Source organism: Pedobacter terrestris (assembly GCF_052343045.1).
In the GTDB taxonomy this organism is placed as follows: domain Bacteria; phylum Bacteroidota; class Bacteroidia; order Sphingobacteriales; family Sphingobacteriaceae; genus Pedobacter.
Genome location: NZ_CP180264.1, coordinates 1,029,207 through 1,041,606, shown reverse-complemented (window position 1 = coordinate 1,041,606; position 12,400 = coordinate 1,029,207). Strand labels below are relative to the sequence as shown.

Here is a 12,400-nt window from a genome sequence, read left to right as displayed (position 1 = left end):
AATTGGTATGTAAAATCCGGAAAAACCGAATGTGGAGATTGTATTAAAGTTTTGCCGCGGCTGTCAGAAATTTATGATGCAGATCCATAACTTGGGCGATAATAGAATGTGCTTCGTCATTAAGTACAAAATGATTGGCCAATTTTACTTTTTCTTCATCGCTCCATTGTTTGGTTATCCGTGCCTGCACTTGTTCTGCGGTTACCTGATCTCTTTGCATTACGCGCTTCAATTTAACTTCAAGCGGCGCAGTTACCAAAATAGTGGTATCGCACATTTTGTAAGATCCGCTTTCAAACAAAAGCGCAGCTTCTTTCAGAGTGTAGGGAACATCTTCAATAATCTGAGCTTCCCAAAAATCAAAAGCCCGAAAAACAGCCGGATGTACCAAAGCATTTAATTTAGCGAGCTTCGCTTCATCATTAAATACTATTCCGGCGATGTGTTTGTTATTTAGTTTTCCATCGTAGAAATAACTCTCGGTTCCAAACTCGGCTTTAATGCCCGCAATCAGCGTTTCATCGTCAACCATTACGTTTTTGGCTTCGGCATCAGCATAAAAAACAGGAATCCCCAACACTTCAAAAACTTTGCAAATGGTGGTTTTTCCACTGCCAATTCCGCCTGTAATTCCAACTTTATACATAATTTATTTCTCGACTACGAAATCTACCTTAGATGGCGAAACGTTAACCAATTTACAGTAATCCGGAAATTCAGAGATCTTTACGGTGAATTGTTTGTGATGAGATATTGCCCATTCATCAGCATCTACTGTGGCAGTGATAAAATTTTCATCAACCTGAGTGTAAAATCCTAACGCCACCAGGAAAGTAACTTTTACCTTTTTAGGGTATAATTTAATATCGTTATAGTTGTGATTATTGATCACTTTTAACGGAACTTCTACCGTTTTTTCGGTAAACTCATCAACCGGCAATTTAACTTCTACTGTTGAGGGAAAGATACTCACATTTTTGTGTGCACTATGCTGCAAAGCAATGCGTACAGTTGTAGTAGATTGAAGTTTATCTAGCCGAAGCGTATCTGTAGGCCAAAAAGTTATTTTAGATAATTCCTCTGCTGGCCCTGCCACTTTGATGTATTTAGGCCGTAAAATAATTTCGCTGGCAATGCCGAACTGTTTTGGAAATTTTAAATCTTGCTGCAATTTGATCGGAACCCTCTTGACCGTTCTTTTGGTAAAATCGAAATAAAGCGTGTCTGGACGCACGGAAATTACCTTTTGCGAACTTTCCAGCTGCCTGTTGATCGTATATAGCTGATCTGAAAACGTCACAAACTCTTTGGTATTAAGCTGACTTAAACTGATGGATACCGACGGCGGACTAATCCGCAACCTTGCAAAAAGCAATTGCCAGCCGGTTCCCTCTACCTGTAAATCTACCGTATCAGATTGTAATGGATAAAATGCGCGTTTGGTTGGGCTGTTTTTAAACACCAACACTGTTTTTGCATTGTATACATATTTGTTGTTCAATGCCATAAATAACCAGGCACCAACTGCAAGCAGTAAGCAAGCAAACAAGGTAAAAACGCGCCTTCTTTCTATTTTAGTTAATCGTATAAACGGCATGACATTTAAGCGGGTTATTGCTGGATAAGACCTTTAGTGGTTAAGCAACAACACGGCCAAAAGTAACAAAACTTAACAGTCGCGCAAAACGCAATCATTATTAATGCACACTTAATCTATTTATTAAAACTTAATTATAAATTAAAAAGTACTTTCGGAAAAAATTTTTATGAAAAAATCATTAACGCTATTCTTAGTATTTCTTTCTGCAATTGCCATTGCCCAAAAACGACAGAATGTGTATTTCATTAAAAATGAAATCCCAACGGGTAATCAGAAAACAGCAGATTACAGGCGAGTTATACAAGAGCCGGATTCTGGTTCAACTTTATACAATGTATATGAGTTTTACCCGGATAATACCGAGAAAACAATTGGTTTTGTTTCGATTTTTGAACCTATGCTGGTTTACGAAGGAAGAAAACAATCGTTCAATAAAAAAGGAACCTTGATTGCCGATTGCAACTACGAAAATGGAAAATTAAGCGGAAAAGCGGTTTACTTTTACGAAAATGGGAAACCTAGAGCCGAGTTTTTCCACGAACCATCAATTGCTGCAAAAGGAGTTGCGGGAATCGCTTCTGCCAGGCTAATCAATGCTTACGATTCACTTGGAAACCAAACCGTAAAAGATGGTACTGGAAAAATTTCTGTCAAAGAAAAATATTCAAACGAAGAGGGCAGCTATGTAAACGGATATAAAGATGGAAACTGGACCGGAGAACTCAACGGAAACCGATACGAAGAAAAATTTTCTGAAGGAAAAATGGTTTCAGGAACAGCTTATCTGAGTGACGGGAACACAAAAAATTATACAGTTAGTGATGAGCTTCCGAGTTTTCCGAATGGCCTTGCACAGTTTTACAAATATTTGGGGAAAAACTATAGATTCCCGACAGAAGCCTTTCGTGCTGGTATTAGCGGAAAACTATACATTACTTTTGTGGTTGAAAAAGATGGCAGACTTAGTGATTACGATTTTAAAAATGATTTGGGTTATGGAACGCGGCAAGAAGCAATCCGCGTGCTGGATCAATCGCCAAGATGGCATCCGGGTACGCAACATGGAATCCCGGTTCGGGTAAAATACAACATCAATATCAATCTTTCCAGATAAAAAAATGCCGGTTTCATTAACTGAAACCGGCATTTGGTAATATTTTATTCTACTACGCTTTTGGTGCAGCTGCTTTTGTTGCATCTAAAGAGATTGCAGATTTATCGAAACGGATTTTAACACCGCCTTCAACTTCAATCAGGAAAGTAGTATCGTTCATATCGATAATACGGCCATGAATACCTGCTGTAGTTACAATTTTATCTCCTTTTTTCAATTCTTCAACCAATTTTTTGTGGTCTTTTGCTTTTTTAAGCTGTGGTCTGATCATGAAAAAGTAGAAAACCAAGCCAATTGCCGCCATAACGATCAATTGTCTGTAATCCATTCCTCCACCGGCTTGCAAAATTACTGTTAATGCCATTTCTTGTGTATTTGTTTTTTTGAATAATTAGTTAAAAAATAGATCCTTACTTTGTTTCCAATACCTCGCCAACAAGGTGTACAGATGTAGTCGTCGGATTTGCGTTAGAGGTTATGGTTACAACTTTATCTTGCATACCCATTTTGCCTTCACTGCTAAAGATTACTTTTATCGAAGCTTCTGCTCCTGGTTTAATCGGCTCTTTTGGTGGTTCAGGAACTGTACAACCGCACGTTGCAGTAGCATTGCTGATTACTAAAGGTGATTTTCCTGTATTTTTAAACTTAAATTCGTGCTGAACTTTTTCGCCTTGTTTAATTTTTCCGAAATCGAAAATATCGCGTTCAAAAACAATTGCAGGCGCATCTGCAGAAGCAACTGCTGTTGTTGCATCGCTCGCTTCAGTAGTTGCGGTATTCGCATTTCTACATGCGGCGAAAGAAAGTGTGGCAATAGCCAGAATAAGTATCTTTTTCATATTACTCTTCAATTAATCCGCGGCCAATCTTTTTAATGGTTTTGTTCTTTTTAAGATCGCCCAAAATTTTGTCCAAAATACCATTAATAAATAAATTACTTTTCGGTGTACTGTAATCTTTTGACAATTCAAGATATTCGTTAATGGTAACTTTTACCGGAATAGAAGGAAAATTTAAAAGTTCACAGATGGCCATTTTCATTAAAATGGTATCCATAAGTGCAATCCTTTCAGATTCCCAGTTTTTGGTACGATCGGCAATCATTTCCTGATATTTAGCATCATTTTGCAGGGTATGTAAAAACAAATCCTGAACAAATTTACTGTCTTCGCTCCAATCTGCGCTAATCTCAGTAAGCTTGTTTTTGAAAGGATCATCAAACGTAAAATTCTTCAGTGTTTTTGCCACCATGCCTTTCATCACTTCGTGATCTACCTGCCAGTTGATAAACTTTTCTTCAAAAACCTGAATTATCGCTTGGTTTTTAAGAATAATTTTGCGAAAAATATATTTGATGATGTCTTTAGAGGATTCTAGTGTTTCGTTAGGATCGGCTAAATATTCTGCATACTCCTTTGATGAGCGCAATGCATTGAAAATGGTTTTTCTGATTTCCGGATCAAAACCCCAATCTACCTTATATTTTTTCATTGCAGACACATAATCCGGGTTTTGCTGAAGCATAACGCTGAACTTGTTGTGCAATAATTTCATATTGGGATTTAGATCTTCGGCTGTTTTGATGTGCTTGTTTGCACGTTCTGCGGCGTCATTTGCGGTAAACTCTGTAACTTCTACCATAAGTGAAAGCATCCAGATGTACATTTCATAAACGCTATCAATACTTTGCATCAAAATTTTAAGATCGCCTTTGATGTCTTTTTTGTCTGCCATGTGCCAAGCAAAAATATTTTGCAAAGCTTTGATTCTTAAGTGCCTTCTGTTTAACATGAATGTAAGAACGAGTTGGTTTTTAAACCGGGGTTAATAATTAATTTAATATGTTGATTTGATTTTTTTAATGTCTTCGATGCGTTTTTCGGCAATTTGGTTGGCAGCGGCATTTGTAGAAATGTTTTCTGATTTACTTAATCTGATTACATTTCTGGTGGCATCATAAATATTTTCTGTTAATTGAACGGTTCTTTTTTTGCCATAACCTGTAAGCTCAGAATAACAGGCAATTAAACCGCCTGCATTAATCAGGTAATCTGGTGCAAATAAAATTCCTTTATTCAATAACAATTCACTATCGGCAATTTCGTCTTTTAACTGATTGTTTGCAGAGCCGGCAATGATTGCAAACTTCATTTTTTCGATGGTTTTGTTGTTCACCGTTGCGCCCATAGCACAAGGTGCATATACATCTGCATCGATCCCGAAAATTTTATCGGCGTCAATTGGTTTTGCTTTGTACTTACGCGCTACGTAAGTCAGTTGCTCTTGGTTAATATCGCTTATCAGCACCTCGGCATTTTCTTTTCTGAGCAAAGCCACCAGGTGTTCTCCAACATTCCCGATACCTTGAACAACAATTGTTCTGCCGGCAAGCATATCTGTTCCAAAAACTTCTTTAATACTGGCTTTAATTCCTAAATATACACCTTGAGCAGTTACCGGAGCGGGATTACCTGCACCACCCATAGATTCCGGAACACCGGTTACATGATTGGTTTCCATACGGATATATTCCATATCGCGTACGTTAGTACCCATTTCTTCAGCAGTAATAAATTCGCCGTTTAGGTTTTTAATAAACCGGCCATAACTGCGCATTAAAGTTTCTGTTTTGTCTTTTCTGGAATCGCCAATGATTACGCCTTTACCGCCTCCAATATTCAATCCTGTTATTGCAGCTTTATAGGTCATTCCTCGTGATAAACGAAGTGCATCTTCCAGGGCTTCGCCTTCTGTAGCGTAGCTCCACATCCGTGTTCCGCCCAATGCTGGCCCTAAAGTAGTATCGTGAATGGCAATTATGGCTTTTAATCCAGTATCTGCATCATTACAAAAAACCAGTTTCTTGTGCCCGTAAGCACTTAATTGATCTAATATGGATGTTTCGATAGGAGAATTTGCTGGCATAATGTACGTACGGCTAACCTGCTGCAAAATTAAAATAAAAAACCATTATTACACGCATTTAACGAAACTATAACAAATTTACTTGGCCTTTGCTTAATTTTGATCTAAGTTTGCCCGGCATGAAACACTTAAAACATCTCAACAAGTATTTCCTAAAATATAAATGGTGGATAATTCCCGGAATTTTCTTCGTCGTAATTTCTAATATTTTTGGGGTTGTTCCTGCTCAGGTGGTTCGCTTTGCATTTGATCTCATTACAGAAAACATTCAGGTTTTTCAGCTTTTTGAAGGTTTTGACCGCCAGCAAGTTATATATGATATTTTTAGTGTAAGCCTCTTGTATTTTGGCGCGCTAATTATTGCTTTGTATATCCTCCGTGGTTTGTTTCTTTTTTTCATGCGCCAAACCATTATTTTAATGTCGCGCCATATCGAGTTCGATATGAAAAACGAAATTTATGAACATTATCAAAAACTGAGCTTAGGTTTTTATAGAAGAAACAATACAGGCGATTTAATGAACCGTGCTACAGAAGATGTAAATCGGGTAAGAATGTATGTTGGTCCTGCAATTATGTATACGGCAAATACCTTCGTACTCTCTATTCTCATCATCTACTCGATGTTTGATGTAAACCGTACACTTGCCATTTATTGCCTTTCTCCACTCCCTTTTTTGGTCATCATTATATATTATGTAAACACGCTGATCTTCAAAAAAAGTGGAAAAATACAAGAACGGCTATCTACGCTTTCTTCTTTTGTTCAGGAGAGATTTTCTGGCATCCGAATCATAAAATCTTACGTTCGCGAAGATTATACCAGAGCATTATTCCAGACACAAAGCAATGAGTACAAACGAGAATCAATGGGTTTGGTACAAGTATCGGCTTTATTTTTTCCAACCATGCTCTTGCTTATTGGTTTAAGTACAATTCTTACGATATATATTGGTGGCATTCAGGTTATAAACGGCAGCATTACAGCTGGCAGTATTGCAGAATTTATCATCTATATCAATCAGCTTACTTTTCCGGTAAGCATGTTGGGTTGGGTAACTTCGCTTATCCAGCGGGCGGCGGCTTCGCAAAAACGCATTAACGAGTTTTTACAAATTCCTCCGGATATTCAATCTCAAAACAATCGAATAGAAGAAATTCATGGAGAGATTCATTTCAAAAATGTGAGTTTTACCTATGCGGATACCGGAATAAAGGCATTGAAAAATGTCGATTTCAAAATCAATAGCGGAGAATTTGTAGCCATTATTGGCAAAACCGGTTCTGGAAAATCGACTATTGCCAACCTGATTATGCGCATGTATGATGTTGAACAGGGAAATATTTTGGTAGATGGCAAAAATCTGAGCGATTTGAATCTGCAAGGTTACAGAAGTCAAGTTGGCTTTGTTCCGCAAGAAGTTTTTCTTTTTTCGGATACGATTAAAAACAACATTGCTTTTGGTTTAGATACTGCAACAGACGAAGAAGTATATGAAGCGGCAAAAAATGCCTCTGTTTATAGCAATATCATCGATTTTGACGGGAAGTTTGAAACCATGCTTGGCGAAAGAGGCATTACCTTATCTGGCGGACAAAAACAACGTGTATCAATCGCGCGTGCGCTGATTAAATCGCCTAAAATTTTAATTTTCGACGATTGCCTCTCTGCTGTTGATACGCGTACAGAAGAAGAGATCTTGCAAAATCTGGGTAAGATTATGCATGGAAAAACCAGTATTCTAATTGCGCATCGAATTTCTACAATAAAAAATGCCGATAAAATTCTGGTTCTGGATGATGGCATTATTGTAGAACAAGGTACACACAACGAGCTTTTGGCGTTAAACGGAGCGTATACAGAGCTTTACAACAACCAGTTATTGGAAGAAGAAAGCCAAACAATTTAAAATCTATCAAAATAGTATTTTGAACTTTAAATATTTGCTTTATATTTACCGCAACCAAAAACCACATCAATACCAACCATGGGAGATTTTGACAACAAGGAAAGAGAAGAAGTTTTTTCAAAGAAAGTAAGAGCAGGTAAGAGAACATATTTCTTCGACGTGAAGGCCACTCGCTCAGGTGATTATTACCTTACAGTAACAGAAAGTAAAAAAAGATTAGAAGACGGTGTTTTCGTTAAACATAAAATCTTTTTATACAAAGAAGACTTTGAAAAATTTGCCGAAGGTTTAAATGAAACTGTTGATTACATCAAATCTCACCAAGACGTGGTAGAAAAACGCTATGAATACTCTGAAAATGGAGAGCAGGTAGCAAGATCGAATGACGATTTTTCTTTTTAAGTTATATAATTCAATAAAGCCTTTGAGAAAGTCAAAGGCTTTTTTATTGAACTAATATTTTAGAAATTAAATTACGCAGAATTACATTCCTGCCATACTTGCTGCCATAAGCATAAAGAGCAAAAAGTAACTCACAATGGTAACAATTGTTAAAATTCCGAAGAATTTAAAAAGGGATTTTACATTACTCATAGAATCGTTCAACTCTTCCTGATCGCCGAATAATATACCTTGACGGCCTTTATTGGCAAACCTCATCAGCATTAAACTTGGGTAGAAAAAAATCAAGGCTAAAACAATATAAAATATTGTAATTCCAATTGCGCCAAAGCCAGCAACCGGCCCAAGTTGTTTGGTTAACTCTGGCTGTGCCTGCATTGCAGCACCGATCCCGAAAGATCCAATAATCAGAAAAGCCGAAAAAACAAATCCTATAACAGACATAAACCTTGCCCATTTCGTTGCATCGTAAATGTAACTGCGCATTTCTTCTGTTACCACCAATTTAACCTCTTGCGCTTCCTGAAATCCTGATTCTTCCATATATCAACATTAATTTTTGGTTAAACATAGATAAAATATCCATTCGCTGCAAACCGAAGAGTTTAAATAAAGATTATAAAAGCTTATCTTTGCCCGATTTTTAGGCGGAATACAAGTGTTTCCTGCAGATATAAGACAAACGATTTAAGACGATTATAAATGGCATTACAATGTGGTATTGTTGGCTTACCAAATGTGGGTAAATCAACGCTTTTTAACTGTTTATCAAATGCAAAAGCACAGGCGGCAAATTTTCCGTTCTGTACAATTGAACCTAACGTAGGTGTAATAACCGTGCCGGATGATCGGTTAACTAAACTTGCAGAATTGGTAAAACCAAATAAGGTACAGCCCAATACAATTGAGATTGTTGATATTGCTGGTTTGGTTAAAGGCGCATCGAAAGGTGAAGGTTTAGGCAACCAGTTTTTGGGAAATATCCGTGCAACAAATGCAATCATCCATGTTTTGCGTTGTTTTGACGATGGCAACGTTATACACGTTGATGGTTCTGTTGATCCGATTAGAGATCGCGAAATTATTGACACCGAACTCCAGCTTAAAGATTTGGATACCGTTGATAAACGGATCCAGAAGGTAGAAAAAATGGCAAAAACCGGTGGGGATAAAGATGCAAAACGTACTTATGAAATATTGAGCATTGTAAAAACACATCTCGAAAGCGGAAAATCTGTACGTACTGCCGCACTTCCTCAGGATGATTTCGACTTTATTGTTGATTTGGGCTTACTTACACAAAAACCAGTAATGTACGTATGTAACGTAGATGAAGCTTCTGTAGTGAACGGCAACAAATATGTTGATTTGGTAAAAGCAAACGTAGCCGATGAAAATGCCGAGGTATTGGTTATCTCTGCAAAAATTGAATCAGAAATTGCAGAATTGGAAAGTTATGAAGAACGCCAAGAGTTTTTAGCCGATCTTGGACTTGAAGAATCCGGTGTAAATAAATTAATCCGGGCAGCATATAAATTATTGAATCTATACACGTACTTCACCGCCGGTGTGCAAGAGGTACGCGCATGGACAATAACCAAAGGATTTACAGCACCACAAGCTGCAGGTGTAATTCATACCGATTTCGAAAAAGGCTTTATCCGTGCCGAAGTGATCAAATACGTAGATTTTGTAACACTGGGTTCAGAGAATGCATGTAAAGAAGCCGGAAAACTTGGTGTTGAAGGTAAAACCTATGTCGTTGAAGATGGAGACATTATGCACTTCAGATTTAACGTATAAGTAAAAATATTTTCATATGAAAGCTGCCCAAACCGGCAGCTTTTTTTATGCACAAAAAATCAAATAAGCGAAAACTTACAGAAATAAGACGATCTAATTAAACTCTTCCTTAGTGTTGCGTGTTTGCATTAAACGTTTTAAAAACTTTAAGTTATGGAAAAAAGAACCTTAGGAAAATCTGACCTGAGCGTGGCACCAATTGTTTTTGGTGGCAATGTTTTTGGCTGGACGATAAATGAACAACAATCTCATGATATTTTAGACCAGTTTGTTGCTGATGGATTTAACTTTATAGATACCGCAGATGTATACTCAAGATGGAAAGAAGGAAATCAGGGTGGGGAATCTGAGACAATTATTGGCAACTGGCTTAAAAAAAGGAATAAGCGCCATGATGTTGTCATCGCTACAAAAGTTGGCTCTGATATGGGCAGCGGCAAATCGCTTAAAAAAGATTACATAATCAATGAGGTTGAACATTCATTGAGCCGGTTAAAAACAGATTATATTGATTTATATTTTTCTCATTTTGATGACGAATCCACACCTGTAGAAGAAACACTCTCTGCTTATGAAACTTTAGTTAAAGAAGGAAAAGTACGGTGGATTGGTGCGTCAAACTTTTCTGCATCACGTTTAAAAGAATCTTTGCTTGCTTCCGCACAAAATAACCTACCGAAATACCAGGTGTATCAACCAGGATATAATCTGTTCGATCGGGAAGAATTTGAATCCGAACACGAAAAAATTTGCCTCGAAGAAGGTATGGGCGTTGTGTCTTATTATTCACTGGCCAGTGGTTTCTTAACAGGCAAATACCGCAGCGAGGAAGATTTGAAAAAAAGTGCAAGAGGCGGAGGTGTTAAAAAGTATATGAACGAACGTGGATTTAGAATTTTAAATGCTTTAGAAGAAGTTGCCGAAGCGCATAATGTTGCACTGGCATCTGTTGCTTTATCTTGGTTAATCCATCATCCATCCATCACTGCGCCAATTGCCAGTGTTACCGGATTAGAGCAACTCAAATCTTTTACAGAGGCGGCAAATCTGCAATTGGCACCGGCAGATATTTCTTTACTGAATAAAGCCAGTATCTATTAAAATTATCTGTTATATTTAAGTGCCCGATAAAAACTTTTTATCGGGCATTTTGTATATCAACAGAACAAAATCACTATGAAAGACATTAAACTATCTTTTCTGCCAAAACTTGCCCTTGTACTGTTCTGTTTGATCAGTTTAACGTACATTGCCGTACTCGGCCAATCGTTGTTGGCACCGCTCCTGTTTTCTTTTCTAATGGCAATTTTGCTGCTGCCTGCGGCGAATTTCATGGAAAGAAAATGTAGGTTTAAAAGGAGTTTATCTACAATTTTTTCAGTTGTGCTGATGATTTTTGTAATTGGCAGCATTGTCTATTTTTTCGGCAATCAATTAAGCGATCTCTGGTCAGACTGGCCATTGTTAAAAGAAAAAGCGAATGTATCTTATCACGATTTGCAGGCTTGGATTTCGCATACCTTTGGTGTTAATACCCATAAACAGCTGGCTTACCTGAACGACAGTACAGAGAAAGCTCTGGCAACAAGCGCTACTATTGTTGCTACTACTTTAGCTACATTATCTTCTACACTCCTATTTTTGAGTTTTACTTTACTTTTTACGTTTTTTATACTCAATTATCGTCGTGTATTGTTTACTTTTTTAACCTCAGTTTTTAAAGAAGAACATAAAGAAAAGGTTGCGGAAATTGCCAGCCAGATTCAATACATCATCAAAAAATATATCATTGGTTTGTTTTTACAGATGCTGATTGTAACGCTATTGATGATCACGATACTGAGTATACTCGGCGTCAAATATGCCGTTTTGTTGGGGTTAGTTACCGGAATTTTCAATGTGGTGCCTTATTTGGGCATATTTTTCGCACTGATAATCAGTTGCTTAATCACCTTTGCAACCGCAGGTGCAGCAAAAGTTTTGCTTATTTTAGTTGTGTTTGTAGCTGTGCACGCTGTAGATGGAAATATCCTTATGCCACTTGTGGTAGGTTCAAAAGTAAAAATCAATGCGCTTATTGCATTTATCGGCATTGTAGTGGGCGAAATGATATGGGGAATTTCGGGCATGTTTCTATGCATTCCTTACCTGGCCATTTTAAAAATTATTTTCGACCGGATTGATGCTTTGCAGCCCTGGGGAATTTTAATGGGAGAAGAACATAAACCAGTGAAGAAAAAACGCGTTTACCACATCACAAAAAAGATTAAACTGGAAGAAAAAGATTAAAGGCCAAAAACCAATCGCCCATATTTTAAATACTTCTGCAAGTCTATTAAACTTGTCCTTTATTGTTCTTATATCGCTTAAAAAGTTAAATGTAAACGATGATTCTTTAATTGACGAATTTGCACTTGCTGCCGCAATTTTATTCATGGGCAGCTGTCTGCTCTCGTTCTTTTCCATGCAGCACGAAAAACCAGGTAGTAAAAGATTGGAAAAATAGCCGGTATTATTTCTTTTCGGGATTGGTTGTGCTTTTTGTTGCAACTATATTAATTGCCTTAAACCTGATAAATAAAAAATACACTTCATTTTCATTCCATTTATTTTCCATAACGTTGAAAATTGATTTCATAGTTT

14 protein-coding genes are annotated in these 12,400 nt (G+C 37.3%); 6 read left to right on the top strand and 8 right to left on the bottom strand.

What is annotated here, in order from left to right; all coding sequences use genetic code 11:
* Window positions 1-43: 43 nt before the first annotated feature.
* Together coaE and ACJVDH_RS04495 are read right to left on the bottom strand one after the other, a co-directional pair.
* Window positions 44-646 (bottom strand): dephospho-CoA kinase, encoded by a 603-nt coding sequence (gene coaE, locus ACJVDH_RS04500; protein ID WP_443946380.1) that lies wholly within the window; start codon window positions 644-646, stop codon window positions 44-46.
* Window positions 647-649: 3 nt separating this feature from the next.
* Entirely contained in the window at window positions 650-1,597 is a 948-nt protein-coding gene (locus ACJVDH_RS04495) for a CdaR family protein (RefSeq protein WP_443946379.1), read from the bottom strand.
* Window positions 1,598-1,766: 169 nt separating this feature from the next.
* On the opposite strand from ACJVDH_RS04495, the gene ACJVDH_RS04490 reads away from it, so the two are divergent.
* Window positions 1,767-2,714, top strand: a complete 948-nt coding sequence (locus ACJVDH_RS04490) for an energy transducer TonB (protein WP_443946378.1) — start codon at window positions 1,767-1,769, stop codon at window positions 2,712-2,714.
* Window positions 2,715-2,766: 52 nt separating this feature from the next.
* Here ACJVDH_RS04490 and yajC read toward each other — a convergent pair whose 3' ends face one another.
* The 4 genes from yajC to ACJVDH_RS04470 are packed head-to-tail and all read right to left on the bottom strand — an operon-like array spanning window position 2,767 to window position 5,642.
* Entirely contained in the window at window positions 2,767-3,078 is a 312-nt protein-coding gene (gene yajC / locus ACJVDH_RS04485; protein ID WP_443946377.1) for a preprotein translocase subunit YajC, read from the bottom strand.
* A 46-nt stretch (window positions 3,079-3,124) separates the two neighbouring features.
* The gene (locus ACJVDH_RS04480) at window positions 3,125-3,556 is read right to left on the bottom strand and encodes a DUF1573 domain-containing protein (RefSeq protein WP_443946376.1); all 432 of its coding nucleotides are present in this window, start codon (window positions 3,554-3,556) and stop codon (window positions 3,125-3,127) included.
* Window position 3,557: 1 nt separating this feature from the next.
* On the bottom strand, window positions 3,558-4,508 hold the full coding sequence (gene nusB, locus ACJVDH_RS04475) for a transcription antitermination factor NusB (protein ID WP_443946375.1): 951 nt from the start codon (window positions 4,506-4,508) through the stop codon (window positions 3,558-3,560).
* 45 nt (window positions 4,509-4,553) lie between these two features.
* Entirely contained in the window at window positions 4,554-5,642 is a 1,089-nt protein-coding gene (locus ACJVDH_RS04470; protein ID WP_443946374.1) for a Glu/Leu/Phe/Val family dehydrogenase, read from the bottom strand.
* 119 nt (window positions 5,643-5,761) lie between these two features.
* On the opposite strand from ACJVDH_RS04470, the gene ACJVDH_RS04465 reads away from it, so the two are divergent.
* Window positions 5,762-7,552 (top strand): ABC transporter ATP-binding protein, encoded by a 1,791-nt coding sequence (locus ACJVDH_RS04465; RefSeq protein ID WP_443946373.1) that lies wholly within the window; start codon window positions 5,762-5,764, stop codon window positions 7,550-7,552.
* Between the two features lie 78 nt (window positions 7,553-7,630).
* Window positions 7,631-7,954 (top strand): DUF3276 family protein, encoded by a 324-nt coding sequence (locus ACJVDH_RS04460; RefSeq protein WP_443946372.1) that lies wholly within the window; start codon window positions 7,631-7,633, stop codon window positions 7,952-7,954.
* A gap of 81 nt (window positions 7,955-8,035) precedes the next feature.
* On the opposite strand, the gene ACJVDH_RS04455 is transcribed toward ACJVDH_RS04460, so the two are convergent.
* Window positions 8,036-8,497: a hypothetical protein gene (locus tag ACJVDH_RS04455; RefSeq protein ID WP_443946371.1), complete on the bottom strand. Its 462-nt coding sequence runs from the start codon at window positions 8,495-8,497 to the stop codon at window positions 8,036-8,038.
* 159 nt (window positions 8,498-8,656) lie between these two features.
* Here ACJVDH_RS04455 and ychF point away from each other — a divergent pair, with 159 nt between their 5' ends.
* The 3 genes from ychF (at window position 8,657) to ACJVDH_RS04440 (ending at window position 12,046) form a co-directional block, all read left to right on the top strand.
* Window positions 8,657-9,757 (top strand): redox-regulated ATPase YchF, encoded by a 1,101-nt coding sequence (gene ychF / locus ACJVDH_RS04450; RefSeq protein ID WP_443946370.1) that lies wholly within the window; start codon window positions 8,657-8,659, stop codon window positions 9,755-9,757.
* Between the two features lie 153 nt (window positions 9,758-9,910).
* Window positions 9,911-10,858, top strand: a complete 948-nt coding sequence (locus tag ACJVDH_RS04445) for an aldo/keto reductase (protein ID WP_443946369.1) — start codon at window positions 9,911-9,913, stop codon at window positions 10,856-10,858.
* A gap of 75 nt (window positions 10,859-10,933) precedes the next feature.
* The gene (locus ACJVDH_RS04440; RefSeq protein ID WP_443946368.1) at window positions 10,934-12,046 is read left to right on the top strand and encodes an AI-2E family transporter; all 1,113 of its coding nucleotides are present in this window, start codon (window positions 10,934-10,936) and stop codon (window positions 12,044-12,046) included.
* Window positions 12,047-12,269: 223 nt separating this feature from the next.
* Here the strand turns inward: ACJVDH_RS04440 and ACJVDH_RS04435 are convergent, their stop codons facing one another.
* Entirely contained in the window at window positions 12,270-12,395 is a 126-nt protein-coding gene (locus ACJVDH_RS04435) for a hypothetical protein (RefSeq protein WP_443946367.1), read from the bottom strand.
* Window positions 12,396-12,400 lie beyond the last annotated feature (5 nt).

Coding starts and splice junctions, on each gene's coding strand:
- ACJVDH_RS04495 (WP_443946379.1), bottom strand. CDS start 1,597: ATGCCGTTTATACGATTAACTAAAATAGAAAGAAGGCGCGTTTTTACC.
- ACJVDH_RS04460 (WP_443946372.1), top strand. CDS start 7,631: ATGGGAGATTTTGACAACAAGGAAAGAGAAGAAGTTTTTTCAAAGAAA.
- ACJVDH_RS04480 (WP_443946376.1), bottom strand. CDS start 3,556: ATGAAAAAGATACTTATTCTGGCTATTGCCACACTTTCTTTCGCCGCA.
- ACJVDH_RS04455 (WP_443946371.1), bottom strand. CDS start 8,497: ATGGAAGAATCAGGATTTCAGGAAGCGCAAGAGGTTAAATTGGTGGTA.
- nusB (WP_443946375.1), bottom strand. CDS start 4,508: ATGTTAAACAGAAGGCACTTAAGAATCAAAGCTTTGCAAAATATTTTT.
- ACJVDH_RS04465 (WP_443946373.1), top strand. CDS start 5,762: ATGAAACACTTAAAACATCTCAACAAGTATTTCCTAAAATATAAATGG.
- ACJVDH_RS04490 (WP_443946378.1), top strand. CDS start 1,767: ATGAAAAAATCATTAACGCTATTCTTAGTATTTCTTTCTGCAATTGCC.
- ychF (WP_443946370.1), top strand. CDS start 8,657: ATGGCATTACAATGTGGTATTGTTGGCTTACCAAATGTGGGTAAATCA.
- coaE (WP_443946380.1), bottom strand. CDS start 646: ATGTATAAAGTTGGAATTACAGGCGGAATTGGCAGTGGAAAAACCACC.
- ACJVDH_RS04435 (WP_443946367.1), bottom strand. CDS start 12,395: ATGAAATCAATTTTCAACGTTATGGAAAATAAATGGAATGAAAATGAA.
- yajC (WP_443946377.1), bottom strand. CDS start 3,078: ATGGCATTAACAGTAATTTTGCAAGCCGGTGGAGGAATGGATTACAGA.
- ACJVDH_RS04470 (WP_443946374.1), bottom strand. CDS start 5,642: ATGCCAGCAAATTCTCCTATCGAAACATCCATATTAGATCAATTAAGT.
- ACJVDH_RS04445 (WP_443946369.1), top strand. CDS start 9,911: ATGGAAAAAAGAACCTTAGGAAAATCTGACCTGAGCGTGGCACCAATT.
- ACJVDH_RS04440 (WP_443946368.1), top strand. CDS start 10,934: ATGAAAGACATTAAACTATCTTTTCTGCCAAAACTTGCCCTTGTACTG.